General features: G+C 61.8%; 36 protein-coding genes and 1 pseudogene. 2 read left to right on the top strand and 35 right to left on the bottom strand.

Translation table 11 applies throughout. The annotated features are described in order from the left end of the window. From NQV17_RS34155 to NQV17_RS34165, 3 genes and pseudogenes are all read right to left on the bottom strand, one after another. A pseudogene (locus tag NQV17_RS34155) lies at nucleotides 1–303 on the bottom strand (c-type cytochrome biogenesis protein CcsB); the annotation flags it as partial. A gap of 4 nt (nucleotides 304–307) precedes the next feature. After that, nucleotides 308–2518 (bottom strand): cytochrome c biogenesis protein ResB, encoded by a 2211-nt coding sequence (locus tag NQV17_RS34160; protein ID WP_257775649.1) that lies wholly within the window; start codon nucleotides 2516–2518, stop codon nucleotides 308–310. A 203-nt stretch (nucleotides 2519–2721) separates the two neighbouring features. Beyond that, nucleotides 2722–3375, bottom strand: a complete 654-nt coding sequence (locus NQV17_RS34165; RefSeq protein ID WP_044848922.1) for a cytochrome c — start codon at nucleotides 3373–3375, stop codon at nucleotides 2722–2724. A 217-nt stretch (nucleotides 3376–3592) separates the two neighbouring features. Here NQV17_RS34165 and yihA point away from each other — a divergent pair, with 217 nt between their 5' ends. Together yihA and hemB are read left to right on the top strand one after the other, a co-directional pair. Continuing rightward, the gene (yihA, locus tag NQV17_RS34170; RefSeq protein WP_044848923.1) at nucleotides 3593–4252 is read left to right on the top strand and encodes a ribosome biogenesis GTP-binding protein YihA/YsxC; all 660 of its coding nucleotides are present in this window, start codon (nucleotides 3593–3595) and stop codon (nucleotides 4250–4252) included. Between the two features lie 253 nt (nucleotides 4253–4505). Continuing rightward, entirely contained in the window at nucleotides 4506–5504 is a 999-nt protein-coding gene (gene hemB / locus NQV17_RS34175) for a porphobilinogen synthase (RefSeq protein WP_121860787.1), read from the top strand. Between the two features lie 110 nt (nucleotides 5505–5614). Here hemB and dsbD read toward each other — a convergent pair whose 3' ends face one another. The 32 genes from dsbD to tuf form a co-directional block, all read right to left on the bottom strand. Continuing rightward, a complete protein-coding gene (dsbD, locus tag NQV17_RS34180; protein WP_257775650.1) occupies nucleotides 5615–7462 on the bottom strand; it encodes a protein-disulfide reductase DsbD in 1848 nt (615 codons plus the stop codon). Then, on the bottom strand, nucleotides 7455–7781 hold the full coding sequence (cutA, locus tag NQV17_RS34185) for a divalent-cation tolerance protein CutA (RefSeq protein ID WP_257775651.1): 327 nt from the start codon (nucleotides 7779–7781) through the stop codon (nucleotides 7455–7457). Before cutA ends, dsbD begins: the two co-directional genes overlap by 8 nt. A gap of 206 nt (nucleotides 7782–7987) precedes the next feature. After that, on the bottom strand, nucleotides 7988–8383 hold the full coding sequence (gene rplQ / locus NQV17_RS34190) for a 50S ribosomal protein L17 (protein WP_006477175.1): 396 nt from the start codon (nucleotides 8381–8383) through the stop codon (nucleotides 7988–7990). Between the two features lie 147 nt (nucleotides 8384–8530). Continuing rightward, nucleotides 8531–9508 (bottom strand): DNA-directed RNA polymerase subunit alpha, encoded by a 978-nt coding sequence (locus tag NQV17_RS34195; protein WP_006477176.1) that lies wholly within the window; start codon nucleotides 9506–9508, stop codon nucleotides 8531–8533. A 124-nt stretch (nucleotides 9509–9632) separates the two neighbouring features. Then, a complete protein-coding gene (rpsD, locus tag NQV17_RS34200; protein WP_006477177.1) occupies nucleotides 9633–10256 on the bottom strand; it encodes a 30S ribosomal protein S4 in 624 nt (207 codons plus the stop codon). 156 nt (nucleotides 10257–10412) lie between these two features. After that, nucleotides 10413–10814 (bottom strand): 30S ribosomal protein S11, encoded by a 402-nt coding sequence (rpsK, locus tag NQV17_RS34205; protein ID WP_004197937.1) that lies wholly within the window; start codon nucleotides 10812–10814, stop codon nucleotides 10413–10415. A 28-nt stretch (nucleotides 10815–10842) separates the two neighbouring features. Continuing rightward, nucleotides 10843–11208: a 30S ribosomal protein S13 gene (gene rpsM, locus NQV17_RS34210; RefSeq protein WP_039323572.1), complete on the bottom strand. Its 366-nt coding sequence runs from the start codon at nucleotides 11206–11208 to the stop codon at nucleotides 10843–10845. A 38-nt stretch (nucleotides 11209–11246) separates the two neighbouring features. Continuing rightward, nucleotides 11247–11363, bottom strand: coding sequence for a 50S ribosomal protein L36 (gene rpmJ, locus NQV17_RS34215; protein WP_004199844.1), 117 nt, complete (start codon nucleotides 11361–11363; stop codon nucleotides 11247–11249). Nucleotides 11364–11383: 20 nt separating this feature from the next. Then, the gene (gene infA / locus NQV17_RS34220; RefSeq protein WP_004521905.1) at nucleotides 11384–11602 is read right to left on the bottom strand and encodes a translation initiation factor IF-1; all 219 of its coding nucleotides are present in this window, start codon (nucleotides 11600–11602) and stop codon (nucleotides 11384–11386) included. Nucleotides 11603–11611: 9 nt separating this feature from the next. Then, nucleotides 11612–12961, bottom strand: a complete 1350-nt coding sequence (gene secY / locus NQV17_RS34225; RefSeq protein ID WP_006400642.1) for a preprotein translocase subunit SecY — start codon at nucleotides 12959–12961, stop codon at nucleotides 11612–11614. Nucleotides 12962–13003: 42 nt separating this feature from the next. Next, complete coding sequence (rplO, locus tag NQV17_RS34230) at nucleotides 13004–13438, bottom strand: 50S ribosomal protein L15 (RefSeq protein WP_006482880.1); 435 nt, start codon at nucleotides 13436–13438, stop codon at nucleotides 13004–13006. Between the two features lie 26 nt (nucleotides 13439–13464). After that, complete coding sequence (gene rpmD, locus NQV17_RS34235) at nucleotides 13465–13647, bottom strand: 50S ribosomal protein L30 (RefSeq protein ID WP_006400644.1); 183 nt, start codon at nucleotides 13645–13647, stop codon at nucleotides 13465–13467. A gap of 15 nt (nucleotides 13648–13662) precedes the next feature. After that, nucleotides 13663–14181 carry a 30S ribosomal protein S5 gene (gene rpsE / locus NQV17_RS34240; RefSeq protein WP_006752931.1) on the bottom strand — a complete coding sequence of 173 codons (519 nt, stop codon included), beginning with the start codon at nucleotides 14179–14181 and terminating at the stop codon, nucleotides 13663–13665. Nucleotides 14182–14195: 14 nt separating this feature from the next. Continuing rightward, nucleotides 14196–14561, bottom strand: coding sequence for a 50S ribosomal protein L18 (rplR, locus tag NQV17_RS34245; RefSeq protein ID WP_006477183.1), 366 nt, complete (start codon nucleotides 14559–14561; stop codon nucleotides 14196–14198). A gap of 12 nt (nucleotides 14562–14573) precedes the next feature. Beyond that, nucleotides 14574–15104, bottom strand: a complete 531-nt coding sequence (rplF, locus tag NQV17_RS34250; protein WP_006758786.1) for a 50S ribosomal protein L6 — start codon at nucleotides 15102–15104, stop codon at nucleotides 14574–14576. Nucleotides 15105–15122: 18 nt separating this feature from the next. Next, nucleotides 15123–15518 carry a 30S ribosomal protein S8 gene (gene rpsH / locus NQV17_RS34255; RefSeq protein ID WP_006477185.1) on the bottom strand — a complete coding sequence of 132 codons (396 nt, stop codon included), beginning with the start codon at nucleotides 15516–15518 and terminating at the stop codon, nucleotides 15123–15125. Between the two features lie 14 nt (nucleotides 15519–15532). Continuing rightward, nucleotides 15533–15838 carry a 30S ribosomal protein S14 gene (gene rpsN / locus NQV17_RS34260; RefSeq protein WP_006482884.1) on the bottom strand — a complete coding sequence of 102 codons (306 nt, stop codon included), beginning with the start codon at nucleotides 15836–15838 and terminating at the stop codon, nucleotides 15533–15535. A gap of 7 nt (nucleotides 15839–15845) precedes the next feature. Continuing rightward, a complete protein-coding gene (rplE, locus tag NQV17_RS34265; RefSeq protein WP_006477186.1) occupies nucleotides 15846–16385 on the bottom strand; it encodes a 50S ribosomal protein L5 in 540 nt (179 codons plus the stop codon). Nucleotides 16386–16401: 16 nt separating this feature from the next. Beyond that, entirely contained in the window at nucleotides 16402–16710 is a 309-nt protein-coding gene (gene rplX / locus NQV17_RS34270) for a 50S ribosomal protein L24 (RefSeq protein ID WP_006477187.1), read from the bottom strand. Between the two features lie 9 nt (nucleotides 16711–16719). Beyond that, complete coding sequence (gene rplN, locus NQV17_RS34275; protein WP_006752929.1) at nucleotides 16720–17088, bottom strand: 50S ribosomal protein L14; 369 nt, start codon at nucleotides 17086–17088, stop codon at nucleotides 16720–16722. Nucleotides 17089–17397: 309 nt separating this feature from the next. Beyond that, on the bottom strand, nucleotides 17398–17670 hold the full coding sequence (gene rpsQ / locus NQV17_RS34280) for a 30S ribosomal protein S17 (protein WP_006752928.1): 273 nt from the start codon (nucleotides 17668–17670) through the stop codon (nucleotides 17398–17400). Next, nucleotides 17667–17861, bottom strand: coding sequence for a 50S ribosomal protein L29 (gene rpmC, locus NQV17_RS34285; protein ID WP_006400652.1), 195 nt, complete (start codon nucleotides 17859–17861; stop codon nucleotides 17667–17669). The genes rpsQ and rpmC overlap by 4 nt, the downstream gene beginning before the upstream one ends. A gap of 9 nt (nucleotides 17862–17870) precedes the next feature. Next, a complete protein-coding gene (rplP, locus tag NQV17_RS34290; protein ID WP_006482873.1) occupies nucleotides 17871–18287 on the bottom strand; it encodes a 50S ribosomal protein L16 in 417 nt (138 codons plus the stop codon). Nucleotides 18288–18289: 2 nt separating this feature from the next. Beyond that, entirely contained in the window at nucleotides 18290–19090 is an 801-nt protein-coding gene (gene rpsC, locus NQV17_RS34295) for a 30S ribosomal protein S3 (RefSeq protein WP_006482899.1), read from the bottom strand. A gap of 11 nt (nucleotides 19091–19101) precedes the next feature. Beyond that, complete coding sequence (rplV, locus tag NQV17_RS34300; RefSeq protein WP_004199272.1) at nucleotides 19102–19431, bottom strand: 50S ribosomal protein L22; 330 nt, start codon at nucleotides 19429–19431, stop codon at nucleotides 19102–19104. Nucleotides 19432–19443: 12 nt separating this feature from the next. Next, nucleotides 19444–19719: a 30S ribosomal protein S19 gene (gene rpsS / locus NQV17_RS34305; protein WP_004199273.1), complete on the bottom strand. Its 276-nt coding sequence runs from the start codon at nucleotides 19717–19719 to the stop codon at nucleotides 19444–19446. Between the two features lie 10 nt (nucleotides 19720–19729). Next, nucleotides 19730–20557, bottom strand: coding sequence for a 50S ribosomal protein L2 (gene rplB, locus NQV17_RS34310; protein ID WP_006482900.1), 828 nt, complete (start codon nucleotides 20555–20557; stop codon nucleotides 19730–19732). A gap of 2 nt (nucleotides 20558–20559) precedes the next feature. After that, nucleotides 20560–20874 (bottom strand): 50S ribosomal protein L23, encoded by a 315-nt coding sequence (gene rplW / locus NQV17_RS34315; RefSeq protein WP_004199275.1) that lies wholly within the window; start codon nucleotides 20872–20874, stop codon nucleotides 20560–20562. Further along, complete coding sequence (rplD, locus tag NQV17_RS34320) at nucleotides 20871–21491, bottom strand: 50S ribosomal protein L4 (protein ID WP_006477192.1); 621 nt, start codon at nucleotides 21489–21491, stop codon at nucleotides 20871–20873. The genes rplW and rplD overlap by 4 nt, the downstream gene beginning before the upstream one ends. After that, a complete protein-coding gene (gene rplC / locus NQV17_RS34325) occupies nucleotides 21491–22141 on the bottom strand; it encodes a 50S ribosomal protein L3 (protein ID WP_006752926.1) in 651 nt (216 codons plus the stop codon). The genes rplD and rplC overlap by 1 nt, the downstream gene beginning before the upstream one ends. Before the next feature lie 178 nt (nucleotides 22142–22319). Continuing rightward, nucleotides 22320–22631 carry a 30S ribosomal protein S10 gene (gene rpsJ, locus NQV17_RS34330; protein WP_004199280.1) on the bottom strand — a complete coding sequence of 104 codons (312 nt, stop codon included), beginning with the start codon at nucleotides 22629–22631 and terminating at the stop codon, nucleotides 22320–22322. A 285-nt stretch (nucleotides 22632–22916) separates the two neighbouring features. Beyond that, on the bottom strand, nucleotides 22917–24107 hold the full coding sequence (gene tuf, locus NQV17_RS34335; RefSeq protein WP_006482910.1) for an elongation factor Tu: 1191 nt from the start codon (nucleotides 24105–24107) through the stop codon (nucleotides 22917–22919). Nucleotides 24108–24135: the final 28 nt, after the last annotated feature.

Below are 24135 nucleotides of genomic sequence, written 5' to 3' on the forward strand. Positions count from 1 at the left end.
GTAGATCTGGATCGACAGCAGCGAGAGCGCGGCGATCGACGCCATCATCAGCCGCGCGGGCTTCCAGCGCCAGCCGAGCACGACGAGCGCCGGCACGGTGCCGATCATCACCGCCTTGTCGTAGTAATTCATGTGTTCGTTGTAATGCACGAACGCATAGCCCGCGCCGACCACGAGTGCCAGGGCGAACAGCCAGTCGATGACCGACAGGCGCGCGAGGAACGGACGGTCGTCGAACAACGGCGCCGGATTCGGGGCCTGGACCGGCCCCGAACGGGAAGAGGAAACTTGCGTGAGATCCATGATGTTACCGGGTGGAATTCTCGGAATCGCCGCCGCTAGGCGGACGGGCAGTCGCTGCCGCACCGGCGGGCGCGGCATCGCGCGGTGCGGCGCGCAAGGCGGCGCCGGCCGCGTCGCGCGTCTGCACGAATTCTTTCTCGAAATCGAAGGTCTTGCGGGCCGTGGACATCGCCATCACCACATCGACGCCCGAACCGGCATCCTTGAGCCAGAACCAGAGGCGCCGCTCGCGCACGTAGAACATCGAGAAGATGCCGGCGACCAGCAGCAGGCTGCCAAGATACACCAGATTCTTGCCGGGTGCGCGCGTCAACTGAAATACCGAAGCTTGCACCTGCTTGAAGGAGTCAAGCTGCAAATAGACCGGCGATCCATACAAGAAGCTGTCCGATAGCGCATTGATCGCGTTCTGCACGAAGCGGATCGTGTCGGCGCCCTGCTGGGCGGCCGGCTCGCCGGCGCGCTCGCGCGCGATCTGCCAGACCTCCCACATCGAACCCTCGAGCATACGCAGCAGCAGGCTCGCCGCCTTCTCCTGCTCGGCCTTCGGCACCGAACGATCGATGAAAGTCGCCACCGCCTGGAAGCCGCCGACCGGCTGGCCGTCGGCGCCGCGACCGATGCTGTCATCGCTCGCCGCAAAAAGGGTCAGCACCTTGAACGCGCTGTCCTGCAGGCGGCCGCGCAGCGACGCTTCGGTCGTCGGCAGCGAACGCTGCGCGAAGCGCGCGGCGGCGTCGGCACGCACGGCCGGATCCTCGAGCGCGGCGCGCAGGCGCATCCATTCACCGATCGAATCCTGGCCGTCGGCCGGAATCCGCATGTAGCGGAACGGATCGTTCGGGCTCGCACGCACGCCGGCGAGGAACACGCGCGTGCCGCCCATGTCGACGGGCAGCATGTAGTTGTTGAATTCGCGCGCCTGGCCGTCCTTGCCGCGAATCTTGTACTGCACCGACGGGCCGATGTTGTGGAGCTGCACCGGCTTCGACGTCTTCGCGCCCGAACCGAGCCGCTCGTCGAACGCTTCCTTCAGCGACGCCGTCTTCGCGACGCCGCGCACGTCCGGCTTGCCGTTCGCGTCGGCCATGTTCTCGACGTTGATCGCGCGGAAGTCGGAGAACTCGATCGTGTCGCCGTCGCTGCCCGGCATCTGCAGCGGCGCCGTGCTGCCGATCGTGCCCTTCACTGCGAATGTCTTCGCGTTGCCGCCCGTCATCGGGTAGGCCGTCATCTCCATCTGCGAGCCGCCGTCCTGGAAGCTCGACTGGTAGATCGACACGCCCTTGTACGTGAACGGCTTGTTGACCTCGACGCGCGCCGGGATCTTCTGGCCCGTCTCGCGATCGATCACGACGATGTCGCTCGCGAACAGCTTCGGCATCCCGGTCGTGTAGTAGTCGACGATGAACTTGTTGAGCTGGATCGAGAACGGCAGGTCCTGGATCAGCGAGCCGCTCGGCTGGTTCAGGATCGCGGTCGACACGAACTGGCCTTCCGGCACCCACGCGTAGCCGCGGAACGTCGGGTTCGACACGGACAGCCGGTGGTCGGGCGAGATTTCGCTGATCGTCGCGCTCGTGTTGACCGGGCTCTTGCCGAACATCCACATCTGGAATTTGATCGGCAGGTTGCTGTCCAGCAGGCCGCCGATACAGATCACGACGATCGCAAGGTGCGCGGAGATGTAGCCCCACTTCGTCAGCGCGCCGCGCTTCGCGGAGATCAGCGTCGCGCCGTCGGTTTCACGCACGACGTGCTTGTAGCCGGCCTTGGTGACGAACGTGGCGAGCGTGGCCGCGACGGTCGCGCGCGTGCCGGACGCCGAGTATTCGGCCTTGTGGTGGAACGCGCGCAGGCTGCCTTCGCGGACCTTGTCCTTCCAGCTCTTCGCATCGGCCAGCATCTTTGGCGCATTGCGGATCACGCACAGCGAGATCGACACGACGAGGAAGATCAGGATCAGCATGAACCACCAGGCGCTGTACACGTTGTACAGGCCCAGCGAGCGGAAGATGTCCGCCCAGAACGGCCCGAACTGGTTCACGTAGTTCGGATACGGGTCGTCCTGCGTCAGGACCGTGCCGACGATGCTCGCGATCGACAGCACTACCAGCAGCGCGATCGCGAAGCGCATCGAGCTCAGCAGCTCGATCGCGCGCCTGGACGCACTTTGACCCGACTTCGACTGCAACCCCGACGTGGTAACGCTCATTCAAACTCCGACTAAGGGGAAACAGCCCCTACGTTCACTATGTTCGCTGCCCCCCGAGGGGGCGGTCAGCACGCTTGGGACGACCCGGCGAGTGCCGACAAAAAAGGGCGAGGCAACCGCAATCTCGCGGCGCCCCACCCTTTTTCTTGTTCTGACGCCGGCCGCCCTTCGGGCGCCCGGTCATTCCATTCGCGACCGTCCGGTCAACGCAGGCCCGCGATGTAATCCGCGACGGCCTTGATCTCGTTGTCCGACAGACGCGCTGCGATCTGATGCATCGCCTCGTTGTTGTTGCGCGCGCCGACACCCTGCTGGAACGCGGTCAACTGGGCAACCGTGTAATCGGCCCATTGCCCCGACAGACGCGGGTACTGGACCGGAATGCCCTGCCCCGTCGGCCCGTGGCAGCTCGCGCAGGCGGGTACACCCTTTTCCGCGATGCCGCCGCGATAGATCTTCTGGCCGATCGGCACGGTCGCCGCGTCGCGTGCGGTGCCGAGCTTCGTCGTCTGCGATCCGTAATACGCAGCGACGTTGCGCATGTCGTCCGCGCTCAACGCGCTCGCGAACCCGACCATCACCGGATTGGTCCGCGCCGGCCCCTTCGCGCCCGGCTGGGCCTTGAAGTCGTTCAACTGCTTGACCAGATAGTCGGGATGCTGGCCGGCCAGCTTCGGGAAACTGCCCGACGCGCTGTTGCCGTCCGCGCCGTGACACGACGCGCAAACTTGCCCGGCAATCGCCTTGCCGCGGTCCAGATCCGGCTTTGCCGCATCCGCCGCATTTGCCTCCGCTACGAAACCTACGAACCCTGCTGCAACCTGAAGCACCATCAGAGACTTGCACAGTCGATTCATTCGCACACCCTGTTTCGTCTTGTGGGAATTTGAGGTTCTGCAAAAAACGACGTCGACCAGTCTACCGCAGAAGCTGCATAAAAGCGCGAGGCAGGCGCCCGCAGCCCTTCGGCAAAACCGCCGTATTGTACAATATCGCGCTGAAAGCTCCCGCGCCTATCGGGGCTACCCCGCCTCCACCAAGCGGCTCGCGCCGCCCCGTCCCACCGGTTTCCCCATGGCCTTTTTGCTCCACCAAGCCCGCTTCTACACGACCGTCAACCATCTGCGCGACCTGCCGCCGACGGTACAACCGGAAATCGCGTTCGCGGGCCGCTCGAATGCCGGCAAATCGACGGCGATCAACGTGCTGTGCAACCAGAAGCGGCTCGCCTTCGCGTCAAAGACGCCCGGCCGCACCCAGCACATCAACTACTTCTCCGTCGGCCCGGCCGCCGAGCCCGTCGCGAACCTCGTCGACCTGCCCGGCTACGGCTACGCGGAAGTGCCGGGGGCCGCGAAGGCCCACTGGGAAATGCTGCTGTCGTCCTATCTCGCGACGCGTTCGCAGCTGTGCGGCCTGATCCTGATGATGGATTCGCGCCGCCCGTTGACCGACCTCGATCGCCGGATGATCGAGTGGTTCGCGCCGACCGGCAAGCCGATCCACACGCTGCTGACGAAGTGCGACAAATTGACGCGGCAGGAAAGCATCAACGCGCTGCGCAACACGCAGAAGGGACTCGACGCGTACCGTGACCAGGGCGTGAAGGGCAAGCTGACGGTCCAGCTGTTCTCGGCGCTGAAGCGCACGGGGCTCGACGAGGCCCATGAACTGATCGAGAGCTGGGTGCGGCCGTCCGTCGCCGACGAAAAAAGCGAGCCTGTAGCACAATGAGCGGGCAACGCGCGGCCGGGACCGGCCGTGCGCACCTGACGGCACCTGCGGATTCGGCCGGCTCATAAAAAAACCCGCCGTTGAACGGCGGGTCAAACAGCCTAATCGAATAACGACAGGCACCCGCTCAGGGAGGAGAAGCGGGGAGCTGCACGCGACGCGTGCCGCTCGATCGCTATCATATACCAACGCTCTCGAAAATGACCTAAGGGTTCCGTAAGGTTCTTACTACCCTGATTTCTGCCCAATCGCCATGAGCTTCCATCCGCTTCACCGTCCGCGCCGGATGCGCCGCGACGACTTCTCCCGGCGCCTGATGCGCGAAAACCGCTTGACCACCGACGACCTGATCTACCCGGTGTTCGTCGTCGACGGCACCAACGAACGCCAGAGCGTCCCGTCGATGCCCGGCGTCGAGCGCGTGTCGGTCGATCTGCTGATGCATGTCGCCGAGCAGTGCGTCGAACTCGGCGTGCCCGTGCTGTCGCTGTTCCCGGCCATCGAGCCGTCGCTGAAGACACCTGACGGCCGCGAAGCGGCCAATCCGGAAGGCCTGATCCCGCGCGCGGTTCGCGAGCTGAAGAAGCGCTTCCCCGAACTCGGCGTGCTGACCGACGTCGCGCTCGACCCGTACACGAGCCACGGCCAGGACGGCGTGCTCGACGAGAACGGCTACGTGATCAACGACGACACGATCGAGATCCTGGTCGACCAGGCGCGTGCGCAGGCCGAAGCCGGCGTCGACATCGTCGCGCCGTCGGACATGATGGACGGCCGCATCGGCGCGGTCCGTGAAATGCTGGAAAGCGACGGTCACATCCATACGCGCATCATGGCCTATTCGGCCAAGTTCGCGTCGGCGTTCTACGGCCCGTTCCGCGATGCGGTCGGCTCGGCGTCCAATCTGGGCAAGGGCAACAAGATGACCTACCAGATGGATCCGGCGAACAGCGACGAAGCGCTGCGCGAAGTGCGCCTCGACATCGACGAAGGCGCCGACATGGTGATGGTCAAGCCCGGCATGCCGTATCTCGACATCGTGCGCCGCGTGAAGGACGAGTTCCGCTTCCCGACCTACGTGTACCAGGTGAGCGGCGAATACGCGATGCTGAAGGCCGCCGCGATGAACGGCTGGCTCGATCACGACAAGGTCGTGCTCGAATCGCTGCTCGCATTCAAGCGCGCAGGCGCCGACGGCGTGCTCACGTACTTCGCGCTCGACGCCGCGCGTCTGCTGAAAGCGCAGCGCTGAGCCGCGCGCCGGCCGGCACAAGGAAAAATGGCGGGACACTGCGGTGTCCCGCCGTTTTTTTGCACCGTCCAGCCGGCGCAGCGGGCCGCCCGTGCGCCGACGAGCGCGCGTTACACCGTCGGTACCGCCGCGCGATCGAGGCTGCGCAGGAACGTTTCGGCCGCCTGATAACCGACCACACGGCCGATCTCGTTGCCGTTGCGATCGAAGAAGATGATGCCTGGCGGCCCGAACAGGTTGAAGCGCTTGAGCAGCGCCTGGTCGTCCGGATTGTTCGCGGTGACGTCGGCACGCACCAGGTGAAGCTGCGCGAGCCGCGCCTGCACGCGCGAATCGGTGAACGTCAGATGCTCCATCTCCTTGCAGCTCACGCACCAGTCGGCATAGAAGTCGAGCATCACGGGCTGGCCCGACGTCTTCAGCAGCGCGTCGAGCTCGCGACTGGAGCGCACCGACGCGAACGCGGGCCCCTGCCCTCCGGCCGCCGCACCGGCCGCCGACGCATCGCCCGACGCAACCGTGCGCGCCGCAAGCACGGCCAGTGGCTTCACGGGGTCGTTGGAGCCCGCGGCAAGACCGACGAGCAGCGTTGCAGCCCAGATCGCAAGCGCGGCACCGAGGCCGCGGCCGAGACGGCGCCAGATCGATGCGGCACCGGCATGCGGCGTGAACAGGCCGAGCGCCGCGGCCGCGACGAGCAGCCACAATGCGGCGAGCACCATCTTCAGCGCGCCCGCGAGCACCGGCCACACGATCCACAGCGCGGCGGCAAGCAGCACGATGCCGAAGAACACCTTCACGCCGTCCATCCATGCGCCCGCGCGCGGCAGCACCGTGCCGGCACCGATGCCGACGACGAGCAGCGGCACGCCGAGCCCCAGCCCCATGGCGAACAACGCGGCGCCGCCGAGCAGCGCATTGCCGGTGTGCGCGATGAACGCGAGCACCGCAAACAGCGGCGCAGTCATGCATGCGCCGACGACCAGCGCCGACAACGCCCCCATCGCGGCGACCGCGGCGAAGTGGCCGCCCCGGCGCGCGCTCGAGGCTTCGGCCGCGCCGTTCTGCCAGCGCTCGGGCAGCGCGATGTCCTTGCCGGAAATCAGCGATACGGCGAATGCGGTGAGCAGCACGCCGAATGCGCCGAGCACCCACGGGTTCTGCAGCCACGCGCCCAGGCTCTGGCCGACCAGCGCCGCCGCGATACCCAGCACCGTATAGACGAGCGCCATGCCGACCACGTACGTCAGCGACAGCGCGAAGCCGCGTGCATGCGTCGCGCGCGTGCCCTGGCCGATGATGATCGCGGACACGATCGGAATCATCGGATACGAGCAGGGCAGGAGACTCAGCACGACGCCGGCGACGAAATACAGCGCGACGATGGTGAAGAAACCGTGCCCCTCGAGCAGCGACTGCGCGAAATCCGCGCTCGTGACCTTGTCGAACCAGCTGCCCGAAGCCGCCGTGCGATCGACCGGCGCGGCCGCGCCCAGCGCTGCGCCGTCGACCTTCACGACGTGCTCCGCAGGCGGATAGCAGATTCCTTCGTCGGCGCATCCTTGCGACGTCACCGCGAGCTCGAACGGCCCCGCCGCCTGCTTGACCGGAACATGAATCACGACCTCGTCGCGATAGGTCTCGACTTCCTTCTGGAACGTCTGGTCGAACTTCACATGGCCGGCCGGGAATTGCGGATCGCCGAGCGTCGCCTGCCCGCCCTTCACCGCGAACGCGAACCGCTCGCGGTACAGGTAATAGCCGCTGGCAACCTTGAAACGGACGTCCACCTGCCCCGGCGATTCGCTCGCGCTGAACTTGAACGCGACGGACGGATCGAGAAAATCGTCGGCCGCGCGCGCGACCGACAGGCCGCCCAGCACGAACATGAACGACATCAGGACTGCGAGAAACCGCAGCGCGCGCACGCGCACGGAAAGCGCCATACCGTTAAACATGAAATAGACGTTGAGTTTCGCTGGTCACCCACTGGCCGTACGCGGCCGTAGCCGTCGCCTGCCACGAGACGATTTCCGGCGTCTCGTACGGATGATGCGCGAGAATAAATCGCTCCAGTTCGAGCGAGCGGCCGGGGCTCGTCTTGAACAGCAACTGGATCTCGTCGGCCGTCTCGACCTTGCCCTGCCAGTGATAGCGCGACTTGATCGCACCGAGCTCCGACACGCATGCGGCAAGCCGCGCGTCGAGCGCGCCGTCAGCGAGCGCCGCGGCCGTCGCCGCATCCGGCACCGTCGTCAGCATCAATACCACCACCATACGCGCCCTCCTGACTGGCCTTTACCGGCTTCCACCGCCACGAATCGCCCATCGCGGGCCCGCGCCGATAACTGCATATCGTAGCGCAGCCCGCGCGACACTGCCGGCACCGGCCTGCGACAATCGATCGCAGCCGAGGCGCCGCCAAAAACAAAAAGGGCCAAGCAATTGCTCGGCCCTTTCGGATCCTGCTGCGTACCGGAAGCTTACTCGGCTTCTTGCACGTTTTCCGTTTCGTCGACTTCCGGACGATCGAGCAGCTCGACCAGTGCCATCGGTGCGTTGTCACCGACGCGGAAGCCGAACTTCAGCACGCGCAGGTAGCCGCCCGGACGGTTCGCGAAACGCGGACCGAGCACGTCGAACAGCTTCGCCACCGAGTCACGATCGCGCAGGCGGTTGAACGCCAGACGACGGTTTGCCAGCGACGGCTTCTTGCCGAGCGTGATCAGCGGCTCGACGACTTTACGGAGTTCCTTCGCCTTCGGCAGCGTCGTCTTGATGACTTCGTGCTCGATCAGCGAGTTGGACATGTTACGGAGCATAGCCAGACGGTGGCTGCTCGTGCGGTTCAGTTTCCGCAGACCATGACGATGGCGCATTTCAGTTTCCTTGATTCAAAGTTTTGATCCAGCTCTTCTATCGCACCTCTGGGGTGCACGGGCCGGTAGAGAAAAAAGCAAGATGCGGATTTTAAAGGAAAATCCGCATCTTTGCCAACTACTGCTACAGCCAGGCTACAACCGGGCTTACTTGTCGAGACCAGCCGGCGGCCAGTTTTCGAGCTTCATGCCCAGCGTGAGACCGCGCGAAGCGAGCACTTCCTTGATCTCGTTGAGCGACTTGCGACCGAGGTTCGGCGTCTTCAGCAGCTCGTTTTCCGTGCGCTGGATCAGGTCGCCGATGTAGTAGATGTTCTCGGCCTTCAGGCAGTTCGCCGAACGAACCGTCAGCTCGAGATCGTCCACCGGACGCAGCAGGATCGGATCGATCTGCGGTGCGCGCGACGGTGCTTCGGCAGCCGTTTCCGTGCCTTCCAGTGCCGCGAACACGGACAGCTGGTCGACCAGGATGCGGGCCGATTGACGGATCGCCTCTTCCGGGGTGATCACGCCGCTCGTCTCGATGTTCATCACGAGCTTGTCGAGGTCGGTACGCTGCTCGACACGTGCGCTTTCAACGGCGTAGCTCACGCGGCGAACCGGCGAGAACGATGCGTCGAGGACGATGCGGCCGATGATCTTGGCCGTGTCTTCGCCGTAGCGACGGACGTTGCCGGGCACATAGCCGCGACCCTTTTCGATCTTGATCTGAACGTCGAGCTTGCCGCCCTTCGACAGGTGTGCGATCACGTGATTCGGGTTGATGACTTCGCAATCGTGCGCCAGCTCGATATCGCCGGCCGTGACGACGCCTTCGCCTTCCTTGCGCAGGGTCACCGTCACTTCGTCACGGTTGTGCAGCTTGAACACCACACCCTTCAGGTTCAGCAGCAGGTTGACGACGTCCTCTTGCACGCCGTCAAGCGTCGAATACTCGTGCACCACGCCAGCGATCGTGACTTCGGTCGGCGCGTAGCCAACCATCGACGACAGCAGCACGCGGCGAAGCGCATTGCCCAAGGTGTGGCCGTAACCGCGTTCGAACGGTTCCATGACCACCCTCGCGTGGTTCTCGCCCAGCGATTCCACGGCGATGATCTTGGGTTTCAGCAAACTGGTTTGCATGGGCTTTCCTTTTCAATACCCTCGGCTCGTTACACCGATAAGGCTGACCGGTAACAACCAGAAAATAAACAGCCGAGGCCCCTCCTTGCATAACGCAATCGGGGTACCTCGGCCGTCAATCGGATTAACGCGAATACAATTCGACGATCAGGCTTTCGTTGATGTCGCCTGCGATTTCAGCGCGTTCCGGCATTTGCTTGAACGTGCCTTCGAACTTCTTCGCATCGACTGCAACCCAGCTCGGCATGCCGCCTTGCTCGGCCAGCGACAGCGCTTCGACGATACGCGCCTGCTTCTTCGCCTTTTCGCGGATCGCGACGACGTCACCCGCCTTCACTTGCTGCGACGGCACGTTCGCGACGACGCCGTTCACCGTGATCGACTTGTGGCTCACCAGCTGACGCGCTTCAGCGCGGGTCGAGCCGAAGCCCATGCGATACACGACGTTGTCGAGACGCGACTCGAGCAGTTGCAGCAGGTTTTCACCCGTGTTGCCCTTGCGGCGGTCGGCTTCAGCGAAGTAGCGGCGGAACTGACGCTCCAGGACGCCGTAAATACGCTTGACCTTCTGCTTTTCGCGCAGCTGCGTACCATAGTCGGACGTACGTGCGCCCGAGGTACGGCCGTGCTGACCCGGCTTGCTGTCGAGCTTGCACTTGTCGGCGAGCGAGCGGCGCGCGCTCTTCAGGAACAGGTCGGTGCCTTCACGGCGGGACAGCTTGGCCTTAGGGCCGATATAACGTGCCACTTTGCATTCCTTTATCAATCAGTCACGCGGACCGGAATCCGCGCTAGTTCGCGCCCTTTGGGGCGAACGGTGGGCTTAGTCAATCAAAAAAGCAACGCCCGTCGACGCTACGCGGCGACAGGCAAATGCGCCAGCACGAACGTGCCAGCAGCATTCTTAGATACGACGGCGCTTCGGCGGACGGCAGCCGTTGTGCGGAATCGGGGTGACGTCCGAAATCGCGGTGATCTTGATGCCGAGGCCATGCAGTGCACGCACTGCCGACTCACGACCCGGGCCCGGGCCCTTGATCCGCACTTCCAGATTCTTCACGCCATATTCCATCGCCACGCGACCGGCCGACTCAGCAGCAACCTGAGCAGCGAACGGCGTCGACTTGCGCGAGCCCTTGAAGCCCTGGCCGCCCGACGTCGCCCATGCCAGTGCATTGCCCTGGCGATCGGTGATCGTGATGATCGTGTTGTTGAACGACGCGTGAACGTGAACCACGCCTTCAGCGACGTTCTTCTTAACCTTCTTGCGAACGCGTTGCGCCGCGGTGTTCGAAGCCTTAGCCATTACGTTTTCCTGTAACTGTCAGTTCCGCTTACTTCTTCAGCGCTTGCGCTGCACGACGCGGACCCTTGCGGGTACGTGCGTTCGTACGCGTACGCTGACCGCGCATCGGCAGGCCCTTGCGATGACGAACGCCACGGTAGCAACCGAGGTCCATCAGGCGCTTGATGTTCATCGTCACTTCACGGCGCAGATCGCCTTCGACGATGAACTTGCCCACTTCTTCACGCAGCTTTTCGAGGTCTGCGTCGGTCAGGTCCTTGACCTTCTTCGAGAATTCCACGCCAGCTGCCGTGCAGATGCTGCGCGAGCGCGTGCGGCCGATACCGAAGATTGCCGTCAGGCCGATCTCGGTATGCTGGTGATTCGGGATGTTAACCCCTGCGATACGAGCCATTGTTTTTCCTCAAACAAAAAGCGCAAACAAACGCGCGGTCAGCCTTGGCGCTGCTTGTGGCGCGGATCCGAGCTGCAGATCACGCGAACGACGCCTTTGCGCTTGATGATCTTGCAATTGCGGCAAATGCGCTTAACCGATGCCATCACTTTCATGATAATACCCTTTTTTCAAATCACTTCGCCCGGAACACGATCCGCGCACGAGACAGATCGTAAGGCGTCAATTCAACCGTCACCTTGTCGCCCGGCAGGATGCGGATGTAGTGCATCCGCATCTTCCCGGAGATATGCCCCAACACGACATGGCCGTTTTCCAGCTTCACGCGGAAGGTCGCATTCGGGAGGTTTTCGATCACCTCACCCTGCATCTGGATTACATCGTCTTTGGCCATAGTCCTTGATTAACGCATTGGGATGTTGCCGCCCTTGAAGTTTGCCTTCTTGAGCAGCGACTCATACTGTTGCGACATAACGTACGACTGCACCTGCGCCATGAAGTCCATCGTGACGACGACAATGATCAGCAGCGACGTTCCACCAAAATAAAACGGCACGTTCCAGCGCAGCACCAGGAATTCCGGCAGCAGACACACGAAGACGATGTAGATCGCACCGGCCAGCGTCAGACGCGTGAGGATGCGGTCGATATATCGTGCGGTCTGGTCGCCCGGACGAATGCCCGGAACAAACGCGCCGCTCTTCTTCAGGTTGTCCGCGGTTTCCCTGCTGTTGAACACCAGTGCGGTGTAGAAGAAGCAGAAAAACACGATCGCCAGCGTGTACAGCAGCACATAGACCGGCTGGCCCGGCTTCAGCGCCTCCGCGACGTTATGCAACGTGTTGGAGATCCAGCTTCCCGACGGCTGACCCGTGCTGAACCAGCCGAGAATCGTGGCCGGGAACAGGATGATCGACGATGCGAAGATCGGCGGAATCACGCCCGACATGTTCAGCTTCAGCGGCAAGTGCGACGACTGGCCACCGTAGATCTTGTTGCCGACCTGGCGCTTCGCGTAGTTCACGAGGATCTTGCGCTGACCGCGTTCGATGAACACGACCAGGTAAGTCACCGCGGCGATCAGAACGACGATGATGATCGCCGAAATGATGCTCATCGAACCCGTACGCACCAGCTCGAACAGCCCACCGACGGCATTCGGGAACCCTGCTGCGATCCCGCCGAAGATGATGATCGAGATGCCGTTGCCCAGACCACGCTCGGTGATCTGCTCACCCAGCCACATCAGGAACATCGTGCCGGTAACCAGCGTCACGACCGTCGTCAGCCGGAACAGCATGCCGGGGTCGATCACGAGGCCCGGCTGGTTTTCCAGCGCAGCCGCGATACCGAACGCCTGGAAGGTCGCGAGCACCACGGTGAAATACCGCGTGTACTGCGTGATCTTCCGTTGCCCTGCCTGCCCTTCCTTCTTCAGCGCCTCGAGTTGCGGCGAGACGATCGCCAGCAACTGCATGATGATCGACGCCGAGATGTACGGCATGATCCCCAGCGCAAAGATCGTGAAGCGGGAAAGCGCGCCACCCGAGAACATGTTGAACATGCCCAGGATGCCGCCCGCCTGGCTCTGGAACAGCTTCGCCAGTTGATCCGGATCGATGCCCGGCACGGGGATGTGCGCGCCGATGCGATAGACGATCAGCGCCAGGAGCAGGAACATCGCTCGCCGACGCAGATCGCCGAATTTCGCCGTGCTTCGACCGGGTTTTGCAAGACTCGGGCTGTTAGCCAAGTACCTTCTCCGATGAATGCAAGTAACGACGCGCTACGCGTGTCACTCGGCGAACGAACCGCCAGCCGCTTCGATCGCAGCGCGCGCACCCTTGGTGGCGCCGAGACCCTTCACGACGATCTTGCGCTTCAGTTCGCCCGTCGCGATGATCTTTGCGCTCTTCGTCAGCTCGCCGACCAGGCCGGCTTGCTTCAGTGCGAGCAGATCGATTTCATCGACCGGCAGCTTCTCGAGGTCGCCCAGGCGCACTTCACCGACGAATTCCTTCGTCAGCGACGTGAAGCCGCGCTTCGGCAGACGACGTTGCAGCGGCATCTGACCGCCTTCGAAACCGACTTTGTGGAAGCCGCCCGAACGCGATTTCTGACCCTTGTGACCACGGCCAGCCGTCTTGCCGAGGCCCGAACCGATGCCGCGGCCGACACGACGCTTGGCGTGCTTTGCACCAGCGGCCGGCTTCAGGTTATTCAATTCCATATCAACTCCTTGATCCGTAGGGCCGCTTACGCGATGACCTTAACGAGGTACGAGACCTTGTTGATCATGCCGCGGACCGCCGGCGTATCCTGCAGCTCGCTAACCGAGTTGAGTCGGCGCAGGCCCAGGCCACGCACGGTCGCACGGTGCGATTCGCGGGTCCCGATCAGGCTCTTGACGAGCTGAACCTTGACAGTTTTTTCAGACATGGTGACCACCCGGGCTTAGCCCAAAATATCTTCGACGGACTTGCCGCGCTTCGCCGCGATGTCTGCCGGGGTCGACTGCTTGCGCAGACCGTCCAGCGTGGCGCGAACGAGGTTGTACGGGTTCGTCGAACCGTGGCTCTTCGCCACGACGTTCTGAACGCCCATCACGTCGAACACTGCGCGCATCGGGCCGCCGGCGATCACGCCCGTACCTGCCTTCGCCGGAGCGAGGAGGACAGCGGATGCGCCATGCTTGCCGTGCACTTCGTGCTGCAGCGTGCCGTTCTTGAGCGGCACCTTGAACATGTTGCGGCGAGCTTGTTCCATTGCCTTCTGGACAGCGACCGGCACTTCCTTCGCCTTGCCCTTGCCCATACCGATGCGGCCATCACCGTCGCCAACCACGGTCAGTGCGGCGAAGCCGAGAATACGGCCACCCTTCACGACCTTGGTCACGCGATTGACCGAAATCATCTTTTCGCGAAGGCCGTCGTCGCGCTCGTCAGCCTGAACTTTCGCTTGCATCTTTGCCATGACGAATTCCTTCCTTAGAACTTGAGCCCAGCTTCGCGAGCTGCCTCAGCCAGCGCCTTGACGCGGCCGTGGTAGCGGAAGCCCGAGCGGTCGAAGGCGACGGATTCGATGCCGGCAGCCTTTGCCTTCTCGGCAATACGCTTGCCGATCAGCGTCGCGGCATTAACGTTGCCGCCCTTGCCCGACTTGTCGGCCAGTTCAGCGCGCACTTCTGCTTCGAGCGTCGACGCGCTGGCGAGCACCTTGGTGCCGCAGGGCGAGAACACTTGAGCGTAGATGTGCGTGTTCGTGCGATGCACGGCGAGACGCGCGACCTGCAGCTCAGCGATCTTGATACGCGTCTGGCGAGCGCGGCGCAGGCGAGATTGAGTCTTATCCATGATTGCGCACCCTTACTTCTTCTTCGTTTCTTTGAGGATCACAACCTCGTCGGAATAGCGCACGCCCTTGCCCTTGTACGGCTCCGGCGGACGGTAACCGCGGACTTCCGCAGCCACTTGACCGACTTGTTGCTTGTTGATCCCCTTGATCACGATTTCGGTTTGCGTCGGGGTTTCAGCCTTGACGCCTTCCGGCATCTGGTGCACCACCGGGTGCGAGAAACCCAGCGACAGGTTCAGCTTGTCGCCTTGCGCTTGCGCACGATAACCGACGCCAACCAGCGTCAGCTTGCGCTCGAAACCCTTGGTCACGCCGTGCACGGCATTCGCGATGATCGCGCGCATCGTGCCCGACAGTGCGTTTGCTTCGCGGCTTTCGTCGACCGGCGACAGATTCAGCGTGCCGTCGTTGTTCGCCACGTTCACGAGCGGATTGATCGCTTGCGTGATGGTGCCCAGCGGGCCCTTGACGGTGATCGCACCGTCGGCCAGCTTGACTTCCGCGCCTTGCAGCGCGATCGGGCTCTTACCTACTCGAGACATGTTTCTCTCTCCTCGGCTTTAAGCAACGTAGCAGATGACTTCGCCACCGACGCCGGTAGCGCGCGCCTTGCGGTCGGTCATCACGCCCTTCGGCGTCGACACGATTGCCACACCCAGGCCGTTCATGACCTGCGGAATGTCGTTACGGCCGCGGTACACGCGCAGACCAGGCTTCGACACGCGCTCGAGGCGTTCGATGACCGGGCGACCTGCGTAGTACTTCAGCGCGATATTCAGTTCGGACTTCGCACCTTCCGCCTTGACGGCGAAATCGTCGATATAACCTTCGTCCTTCAGGACTTGCGCGATTGCAACCTTGACCTTCGACGAGGGCATCGCAACCGATACCTTCTCGACCATCTGCGCGTTGCGGATGCGAGTCAGCATATCGGCGATAGGATCACTCATGCTCATTTACGTTTCTCCTATTACCAGCTCGCCTTGGTCAGGCCAGGAATCTCGCCACGGAATGCGATTTCACGAATCTTGTTACGCGCGAGGCCGAATTTACGGAACGTGCCACGCGGACGGCCCGTGATCGCGCAGCGGTTACGCTGGCGGGTCGGGTTTGCGTTGCGGGGCAGTTGCTGCAGCTCAAGGCGTGCTTCGTAGCGCTCTTCTTCCGACTTGCTTTGGTCTTCGACGATCGCCTTCAGCGCTTCGCGCTTTGCTGCGAACTTCGCGACCAGGCGGGCGCGCTTCTTTTCACGTTCGATCAGTGCCAGTTTAGCCACGGTAACCTCAGTTTCTGAACGGGAACTTGAAGCTGGCGAGCAGAGCCTTTGCTTCGTCGTCGGTCTTCGCAGTCGTCGTGATGCTGATGTTCAGCCCACGCAGTGCGTCGATCTTGTCGTAGTCGATTTCGGGGAAAATGATCTGCTCTTTCACACCGATGTTGTAGTTGCCGCGGCCATCGAAGGCACGACCCGACACACCGCGGAAGTCACGCACGCGGGGCAGGGCAACGGTCACGAAACGGTCGAGGAATTCGTACATCGCTTGGCCACGCAGCGTCACCATCGCGCCGATCGGGTAACCCTGGCGGATCTTGAAGCCTGCGATTGCCTTGCGTGCCTTCGTGACGACCGGCTTCTGACCAGCGATCTTCGTGAGGTCGCCGACGGCGTTCTCGATGATCTTCTTGTCAGCGATCGCTTCGCCAAGACCCATGTTCAGCGTGATCTTGGTGATGCGCGGCACTTCCATGACCGACTTGTAACCGAACTTCTCGATCAGGCCGGGCACAACCTTTTCTTTGTAAAACTCTTGAAAACGAGCCATTTTTTACTCCGCTGCGTCAGGCGCTCAGTACGGCACCGGTCGTCTTCAGGAAGCGAACCTTCTTGCCTTCCTCGACCTTGATGCCAACACGCGACGCCTTGCCATTCGCGTCGACCAGTGCGACGTTCGAAATATGCAGGGGCATCGTCTTCGCTTCCACGCCGCCCGTCGTACCCTTCATCGGGTTCGGCTTCACATGCTTCTTGACGAGGTTGATACCTTCAACCGTCACATGTTCTGCACCGACAGCCAGCACGACGCCGCGCTTGCCCTTGTCTTTGCCAGTGACGACGATGACTTCGTCACCTTTGCGAATCTTGTTCATCGCGACTCCTTACAGCACTTCCGGCGCCAGCGAAACGATCTTCATGAATCGTTCGCTACGCAGCTCACGCGTCACCGGCCCGAAGATACGGGTGCCGATCGGCTCAAGCTTGTTATTCAAAAGCACAGCGGCGTTGCCGTCGAACTTGATCAGCGAGCCGTCTTGACGGCGAACACCCTTGGCGGTGCGGACCACCACGGCGTTGTAGATTTCGCCTTTCTTCACGCGCCCGCGCGGCGTTGCTTCTTTGACGGTCACCTTGATGATGTCGCCAATGCCGGCATAACGACGCTTCGAGCCGCCGAGCACCTTGATGCACATGACTTCACGTGCACCCGTGTTGTCGGCTACTTCGAGCCGAGATTCGGTCTGGATCATGGTTTGTCTTTCCCAACTTAATCCGATTGCACCACCATGATGCATTCGGTCAGTCTTGGTCCCGTCAGCCAATCGGCTGCTTGGGTTGGAACAGCAGCGACGGCAAACGAAACCCGCCATCGCAATTCGGTGAATCTTTCGGACAGGCTGGCGCCAGTCCGCTTCCCCCACCAACTTCGCCCGCGACGGGGCTCCCATAAAGAGGGAAGACCAGGATTATAACAAATAACCCTGGTCACGCAAGCAAAAACTTTGCGATTTCAAGCACTTCGTGGCGAAGTGCTTGTTACTGCCTACTGCTCTGCCCGCTTAGATGACGCGAGCTGCTTCGACGAGGCGCGACACCGTCCAGGCCTTCGTCTTCGAAACAGGACGAGTTTCCTGGATTTCGACGAGATCGCCTTCGTTGCAGGTGTTCGCTTCATCATGCGCGTGGTACTTCTTCGAGCGCACGACATACTTGCCGTAGATCGGGTGCTTGACGCGGTGCTCGATCAGCACGGTGACGGTCTTGTCCATCTTGTTGCTGACGACCCGACCGACCAGCGTCCGCTTCAGCGAGGTTTTCACGCTATCGTTCATTTCTGGTTCGCCTTCTGAGTCATGACGGTCCGCACACGTGCGATGTCGCGACGAACCTTCTTCAGCTGGCTCGTGTTCGTGAGCTGCTGGGTCGCGAGTTGCATGCGCAGGCCGAATTGCGCCTTCAGCAGGTCCGCCAGCTCCTTGTTGAGCGCGGCCTGGTCTTTCTGGAGAAGTTCGGAAGCCTTCATGTTTTCTCCTTAGGCGCCGAGCTGGCGCACGATGAATGCCGTCTTCAGCGGCAGCTTGGCTGCAGCCAGACGGAACGCTTCGCGTGCCAGTTCTTCGGTTACGCCGTCCATTTCATAGAGCATCTTGCCCGGCTGGATCTCGGCGACGTAGTACTCCGGGTTACCCTTACCGTTACCCATACGCACTTCTGCCGGCTTTTGCGAAATCGGCTTGTCCGGGAAGATCCGGATCCAGATGCGGCCGCCACGCTTGATGTGACGCGTCATTGCACGACGCGCCGCTTCAATCTGACGTGCGGTCAAACGACCGCGACCGATCGCCTTCAGACCGAATTCACCGAACGACACTGCGTTGCCGCGCGTCGCCTTGCCGGTGTTACGACCCTTCTGCTCTTTACGATACTTTCTGCGTTTCGGTTGCAGCATCGTTATTCTCCAGTCTTGCCGTCTTCGGGCTTGCCGGCGCCACGGCGCGGTGCGCCACGACGAGCACCCGGAGCGCCGCCTTCGCCGTCACGGCGCGGACGACGGTCGCCCGGACGCGCATTGCGACGCGGACGCTTGTCTTCGGCTACTTCTTCGACCACCGGCGCGTCATTGCGGCCGAGCGTGTCGCCCTTGTACACCCACACCTTGACGCCGATGATCCCGTAGGTCGTCTTCGCTTCCGAGGTCGCGTAGTCGATGTCGGCACGCAGCGTGTGAAGGGGCACGCGACCTTCGCGATACCACTCCGTACGAGCGATTTCGATACCGTTCAGACGGCCTGCGCTCATGATCTTGATGCCTTGGGCACCCAGACGCATCGCGTTCTGCATCGCACGCTTCATCGCGCGACGGAACATGATCCGGCGCTCGAGCTGTTGCGTGATCGAGTCAGCGATCAGTTGCGCATCGGTTTCCGGCTTGCGGATTTCTTCGATGTTGACGTGAACCGGCACGCCCATGCGGCGTTGCAGTTCCGTCTTCAGCTGTTCGATATCCTCGCCCTTCTTGCCGATGACGACGCCCGGACGCGAGCTGTAAATCGTGATGCGCGCGTTCTTCGCCGGACGCTCGATGACCACCCGACCGACCGAAGCGTTCTTCAGCTTCTTCTTCAGGTATTCACGAACACCGATGTCTTCCTGCAGCATCGCCGCGAAATTGTTGTTGTTCGCGTACCAACGCGAAGCCCAATTGCGGCTGACAGCCAGGCGGAAGCCAGTCGGATGAATTTTCTGTCCCATCGTATGGCTCCTTAATTCCCGACCGTCACAGTGATGTGACAGGATTGCTTCTCGATGCGGTTACCGCGGCCCTTGGCGCGCGCGGTGAAACGCTTGAGCGATGCCGCCTTGTCGACGTAGATGCTCTTGATCTTGAGCTCGTCGATATCAGCGCCTTCGTTGTGCTCCGCATTCGCGATTGCCGACAGCACAACCTTCTTCACGATGCCAGCCGCCTTCTTCGGCGAGAACGTCAGAACGTTCAGCGCCTTGTCGACCGGCAAACCGCGGATCTGGTCAGCCACAAGGCGCGTTTTTTGCGCCGAGATGCGGGCACCGCGATGAATTGCTTTCACTTCCATCTTGATTGCCCCTTATTTCTTGGCCTTCTTGTCGGCCGCGTGACCCTTGAACGTACGGGTCAGTGCGAACTCGCCAAGCTTGTGGCCGACCATGTTTTCCGAGATGTACACCGGAACGTGTTGACGGCCGTTGTGAACAGCGATCGTCAGGCCGATGAAATCCGGCAGAATCGTCGAGCGACGCGACCAGGTCTTGATCGGCTTTTTGTCGCGCGAAGCTGCAGCCGCCTCAACTTTCTTCAGCAAATGGGCGTCGCAGAACGGACCTTTTTTTACAGAACGTGCCATTGCCTACTCCTTAACGCTTGTGACGGCGCTGGACGATCATCGTCGTCGTGCGCTTGTTGCTGCGGGTGCGGTAACCCTTAGCCGGCGTACCCCACGGGCTCACCGGGTCGCGACCTGCAGCCGTCTTGCCCTCACCACCACCGTGCGGGTGATCAACCGGGTTCATCGCAACGCCACGCACCGTCGGGCGGATACCGCGCCAGCGGTTCGCGCCAGCCTTGCCGATTTGGCGCAGGCTATGCTCTTCGTTGCCGACTTCACCGATCGTTGCACGGCACTCGATGTGCACGCGGCGGATTTCGCCCGAACGCAGACGAACCTGCGCGTAGACGCCTTCACGTGCCAGCAGCATGGCCGACGTGCCAGCCGAACGCGCCATTTGCGCGCCCTTGCCCGGCAGCATCTCGATGCAGTGGATCGTCGTACCGACCGGAATGTTGCGGATCGGCAGCGTGTTGCCTGCACGGATCGGCGCTTCCGAACCCGACATCAGCTGTTGGCCGACGGTCAGGCCCTTCGGGGCGATGATGTAGCGACGCTCGCCGTCTGCGTAGAGCACCAGCGCGATGTTCGCGCTACGGTTCGGGTCGTACTCGAGACGCTCGACCTTTGCCGGGATGCCATCCTTCGTGCGACGGAAATCGACGATACGATAGTGCTGCTTGTGACCACCACCCTTGTGACGCGTGGTGATACGGCCGTTGTTGTTACGGCCGGCGGTCGAGCTCTGCGAGTCGAGCAGTGCCGCGAACGGCTTGCCCTGGTGCAGGTTCTTGTTGACCACCTTGACCATCGCGCGGCGACCCGGCGATGTCGGTTTAACTTTCACGATTGCCATGATTACTTGGCCTCCGCTTCAAAGTTGATTTCCTGGCCGGGCTTCAGGCAAACGTACGCCTTCTTCACGTCCTTGCGGCGGCCCATCGAACGGCCGAAGCGCTTTTGCTTGCCCTTCTGAACCAGCACGTTGACCGAATCAACTTCAACCTTGAACAGCAGCTCGACAGCCGCCTTCACTTCCTGCTTCGTGGCATCCGGTGCGACTTCGAACACGACTTGCTCGTTCTTGTCGGCAACCAGCGTCGCCTTTTCCGAGATCACCGGTGCGAGCAGGACCTGCATCAAACGATGATCGTTCTTGCGAATCTCGCTCATGACAGCAACTCCTCGATCTGGGCGACCGCAGCCTTCGTGACCAGCACTTTCTTGAAGTAGATCAGCGACAGCGGGTCAGCGTAGCGCGGCTCGACAATCGCCACGTGCGGCAGGTTGCGCGAAGCCAGGTACAGGTTCTCGTCGACCGTGTCCGTGATGATCAGAACGGAGTCGAGACCCATGGTCTTGAATTTGTCAGCCAGCAGCTTGGTCTTCGGCGCTTCGAGGATGATGTCCTCGACGACCGACAGACGGCCTTCGCGGGCCAGCTGCGAGAAGATCGAGCAGAGACCTGCGCGATGCATCTTCTTGTTGACCTTGTGCGAGAAGTTTTCTTCCGGCGAGTTCGGGAAGATGCGACCACCGCCACGCCACAACGGGCTCGACGACATACCGGCACGAGCGCGGCCCGTACCCTTCTGACGCCACGGCTTCTTGGTGGTGTGCTTGACTTGCTCGCGGTCCTTCTGTGCGCGGTTACCCTGGCGAGCATTCGCCTGGTACGCGACGACGACCTGGTGGATCAGCGCTTCGTTGTAGTCACGACCGAACACGACGTCCGACGCGTTGACCACTGCACCTTCCTGACCATTTTCGTTCAGGAGCTTGAGTTCCATTATTTCGCCCCCTTGGTCTTGACGGCCGGCGTCACGAAAACCTTGCCGCCCTTCGCGCCCGGAATCGCGCCCTTGACGAGCAGCAGCTTGCGCTCTGCGTCGATACGAGCGATTTCGAGGTTCTGCACCGTCACCGTAACGTCACCGAGGTGACCCGTCATGCGCTTACCCGGGAAAACGCGACCCGGATCCTGCGCCATACCGATCGAGCCCGGCACGTTGTGCGAGCGCGAGTTACCGTGGGTAGCACGGCCGGAGGAGAAGTTGTAACGCTTGATCGTACCGGCGTAGCCCTTACCGATCGACACGCCTTGCACGTCGACCTTCTGGCCTACTTCGAAAAGATCAGCACCGACCACGGCGCCATTCGACAGCTCGGCTGCCTTGGCCGCGTCAATGCGGAATTCCTTGAGGATTTCACCGGCTTCGACACCGGCTTTGGCGAGATGACCTGCCAGCGGCTTCGTCACGCGCGATGCGCGGCGGGAGCCGAATGCAACCTGCACGGCCGTGTAGCCGTCGGTTTCAACAGTCTTGATCTGCGTCACGCGGTTGTCCGACACGTCCAGCACGGTGACGGGAATCGAATCCCCTTCAGCCGTGAAGATACGGGTCATGCCAACCTTGCGACCTACGAGTCCAAGGCTCATCATTTTCTCCATTCCCGACTGCGATTGGTCGGGGCTGATTTACAAAATGCCGGGCACGCAAGGCCCAACTTTTTTACGCGAATACGCGAAAAGCCAAGCAGTATAGCCCGACTTCTCGATTTCCGCAAGCAATACAAAGACTTAGCACCGCCCGGCACGCCGGGAGGCGCCGAAAGCCTTACTGCAGCTTGATTTCCACGTCGACGCCAGCCGGCAGGTCGAGCTTCATCAGCGCGTCAACCGTCTTGTCGGTCGGATCGACGATGTCCATCAGGCGCTGGTGGGTACGGATTTCGAGCTGATCGCGCGACGTCTTGTTGACGTGCGGCGAACGCAGGATGTCAAAACGCTGGATGCGCGTCGGCAGCGGCACCGGGCCACGGACGATTGCGCCAGTCCGCTTCGCGGTATCGACGATCTCGGCAGCCGATTGATCGATCAGACGATAGTCGAAAGCCTTCAGGCGAATGCGGATTTTCTGTTGCTGCATGACGATTCCTTGAAAAGAGCGAGGCGATGTTGCATCGCCGGACACTAAAAGAACGCGAAACCTGTTGCCTGCGGGGAGCGAGGCGCCCGGTCCCGAACGGTACTTCCACTGCTAAGCCCGCGATTCTACACGAAAAATCGAAGCGGTGGTGTGCGTTTGTCAATACGGCAACGCACACTCCACAAAGAAAAACCGGGTGCCAGATCGAACTGGACACCCGGTTTCGACGGTACGACTGCCTACCGTGGAATCGCGGACCCAGGAGGGATCCGCGGATCGTCGATATTACTCGATGATCTTGGCGACGACGCCGGCGCCGACGGTACGGCCGCCTTCGCGGATTGCGAAGCGCAGACCTTCTTCCATCGCGATCGGAGCGATCAGCTTCACCGTGATCGACACGTTGTCGCCCGGCATCACCATTTCCTTGTCCTTCGGCAGCTCGATCGAGCCCGTCACGTCCGTCGTACGGAAGTAGAACTGCGGACGGTAGTTGTTGAAGAACGGCGTGTGACGGCCGCCTTCGTCCTTGCTCAGCACGTACACTTCAGCCGTGAAGTGCGTGTGCGGCGTGATCGAACCCGGCTTCGCCAGAACCTGGCCACGCTCCACGTCTTCACGCTTCGTGCCGCGCAGCAGGATACCGACGTTGTCGCCTGCCTGACCTTGGTCCAGCAGCTTGCGGAACATTTCAACGCCCGTGCAGGTCGTCTTCACCGTCGGCTTGATACCGACGATTTCGATTTCTTCGCCGACCTTCACGATGCCGCGCTCGACACGACCCGTCACCACCGTACCACGGCCCGAGATCGAGAACACGTCTTCCACCGGCATCAGGAACGCGCCGTCAACCGCACGCTCCGGCGTCGGGATGTACGTGTCCAGTGCGTCTGCCAGGCTCATGATCGCCACTTCGCCCAGCTCGCCCGTGTCGCCTTCCAGCGCCAGCTTGGCCGAACCCTTCACGATCGGCGTGTCGTCGCCCGGGAAGTCGTACTTCGACAGGAGTTCGCGAACTTCCATCTCGACCAGCTCGAGCAGTTCAGCGTCGTCCACCATGTCGCACTTGTTCAGGAACACGATGATGTACGGAACGCCAACCTGACGTGCCAGCAGGATGTGCTCACGCGTCTGCGGCATCGGGCCGTCTGCTGCCGAGCAAACCAGGATCGCGCCGTCCATCTGTGCCGCGCCCGTGATCATGTTCTTCACATAGTCAGCGTGGCCCGGGCAGTCGACGTGTGCGTAGTGGCGGTTAGCCGTTTCGTACTCGACGTGTGCCGTGTTGATCGTGATGCCGCGCGCCTTTTCTTCCGGTGCCGCGTCGATCTGGTCGTAAGCCTTCGCTTCGCCGCCGAACTTCTTCGTCAGCACCGTCGTGATCGCTGCCGTCAGCGTCGTCTTGCCGTGGTCAACGTGACCAATCGTACCAACGTTGACGTGCGGCTTGGTCCGCTCAAACTTTTCTTTTGCCATGATTCTCTTCTTTCAAAAAATATCGGTT

The sequence above is a fragment of the Burkholderia sp. SCN-KJ genome, assembly GCF_024656005.1.
Taxonomy (GTDB): Bacteria; Pseudomonadota; Gammaproteobacteria; order Burkholderiales; family Burkholderiaceae; genus Burkholderia.

Coding starts and splice junctions, on each gene's coding strand:
- NQV17_RS34160 (WP_257775649.1), bottom strand. CDS start 2,518: ATGAGCGTTACCACGTCGGGGTTGCAGTCGAAGTCGGGTCAAAGTGCG.
- rplF (WP_006758786.1), bottom strand. CDS start 15,104: ATGTCTCGAGTAGGTAAGAGCCCGATCGCGCTGCAAGGCGCGGAAGTC.
- yihA (WP_044848923.1), top strand. CDS start 3,593: ATGGCCTTTTTGCTCCACCAAGCCCGCTTCTACACGACCGTCAACCAT.
- rplQ (WP_006477175.1), bottom strand. CDS start 8,383: ATGCGCCATCGTCATGGTCTGCGGAAACTGAACCGCACGAGCAGCCAC.
- rplE (WP_006477186.1), bottom strand. CDS start 16,385: ATGGCTCGTTTTCAAGAGTTTTACAAAGAAAAGGTTGTGCCCGGCCTG.
- rplD (WP_006477192.1), bottom strand. CDS start 21,491: ATGGAACTCAAGCTCCTGAACGAAAATGGTCAGGAAGGTGCAGTGGTC.
- NQV17_RS34195 (WP_006477176.1), bottom strand. CDS start 9,508: ATGCAAACCAGTTTGCTGAAACCCAAGATCATCGCCGTGGAATCGCTG.
- rpmJ (WP_004199844.1), bottom strand. CDS start 11,363: ATGAAAGTGATGGCATCGGTTAAGCGCATTTGCCGCAATTGCAAGATC.
- rpmD (WP_006400644.1), bottom strand. CDS start 13,647: ATGTCTGAAAAAACTGTCAAGGTTCAGCTCGTCAAGAGCCTGATCGGG.
- dsbD (WP_257775650.1), bottom strand. CDS start 7,462: ATGTTTAACGGTATGGCGCTTTCCGTGCGCGTGCGCGCGCTGCGGTTT.
- rpsJ (WP_004199280.1), bottom strand. CDS start 22,631: ATGCAGCAACAGAAAATCCGCATTCGCCTGAAGGCTTTCGACTATCGT.
- rpsS (WP_004199273.1), bottom strand. CDS start 19,719: ATGGCACGTTCTGTAAAAAAAGGTCCGTTCTGCGACGCCCATTTGCTG.
- tuf (WP_006482910.1), bottom strand. CDS start 24,107: ATGGCAAAAGAAAAGTTTGAGCGGACCAAGCCGCACGTCAACGTTGGT.
- hemB (WP_121860787.1), top strand. CDS start 4,506: ATGAGCTTCCATCCGCTTCACCGTCCGCGCCGGATGCGCCGCGACGAC.
- rplC (WP_006752926.1), bottom strand. CDS start 22,141: ATGAGCCTTGGACTCGTAGGTCGCAAGGTTGGCATGACCCGTATCTTC.
- cutA (WP_257775651.1), bottom strand. CDS start 7,781: ATGGTGGTGGTATTGATGCTGACGACGGTGCCGGATGCGGCGACGGCC.
- rplB (WP_006482900.1), bottom strand. CDS start 20,557: ATGGCAATCGTGAAAGTTAAACCGACATCGCCGGGTCGCCGCGCGATG.
- rpsH (WP_006477185.1), bottom strand. CDS start 15,518: ATGAGCATGAGTGATCCTATCGCCGATATGCTGACTCGCATCCGCAAC.
- rplP (WP_006482873.1), bottom strand. CDS start 18,287: ATGCTGCAACCGAAACGCAGAAAGTATCGTAAAGAGCAGAAGGGTCGT.
- rplX (WP_006477187.1), bottom strand. CDS start 16,710: ATGAACAAGATTCGCAAAGGTGACGAAGTCATCGTCGTCACTGGCAAA.
- rpsQ (WP_006752928.1), bottom strand. CDS start 17,670: ATGAACGATAGCGTGAAAACCTCGCTGAAGCGGACGCTGGTCGGTCGG.
- rplR (WP_006477183.1), bottom strand. CDS start 14,561: ATGGATAAGACTCAATCTCGCCTGCGCCGCGCTCGCCAGACGCGTATC.
- rplN (WP_006752929.1), bottom strand. CDS start 17,088: ATGATCCAGACCGAATCTCGGCTCGAAGTAGCCGACAACACGGGTGCA.
- rpmC (WP_006400652.1), bottom strand. CDS start 17,861: ATGAAGGCTTCCGAACTTCTCCAGAAAGACCAGGCCGCGCTCAACAAG.
- rplO (WP_006482880.1), bottom strand. CDS start 13,438: ATGGAATTGAATAACCTGAAGCCGGCCGCTGGTGCAAAGCACGCCAAG.
- rplW (WP_004199275.1), bottom strand. CDS start 20,874: ATGAGCGAGATTCGCAAGAACGATCATCGTTTGATGCAGGTCCTGCTC.
- rpsK (WP_004197937.1), bottom strand. CDS start 10,814: ATGGCTAAGGCTTCGAACACCGCGGCGCAACGCGTTCGCAAGAAGGTT.
- infA (WP_004521905.1), bottom strand. CDS start 11,602: ATGGCCAAAGACGATGTAATCCAGATGCAGGGTGAGGTGATCGAAAAC.
- rpsM (WP_039323572.1), bottom strand. CDS start 11,208: ATGGCTCGTATCGCAGGGGTTAACATCCCGAATCACCAGCATACCGAG.
- rpsC (WP_006482899.1), bottom strand. CDS start 19,090: ATGGGACAGAAAATTCATCCGACTGGCTTCCGCCTGGCTGTCAGCCGC.
- rpsE (WP_006752931.1), bottom strand. CDS start 14,181: ATGGCAAAGATGCAAGCGAAAGTTCAGGCTGACGAGCGCGACGACGGC.
- rplV (WP_004199272.1), bottom strand. CDS start 19,431: ATGGAAGTGAAAGCAATTCATCGCGGTGCCCGCATCTCGGCGCAAAAA.
- NQV17_RS34165 (WP_044848922.1), bottom strand. CDS start 3,375: ATGAATCGACTGTGCAAGTCTCTGATGGTGCTTCAGGTTGCAGCAGGG.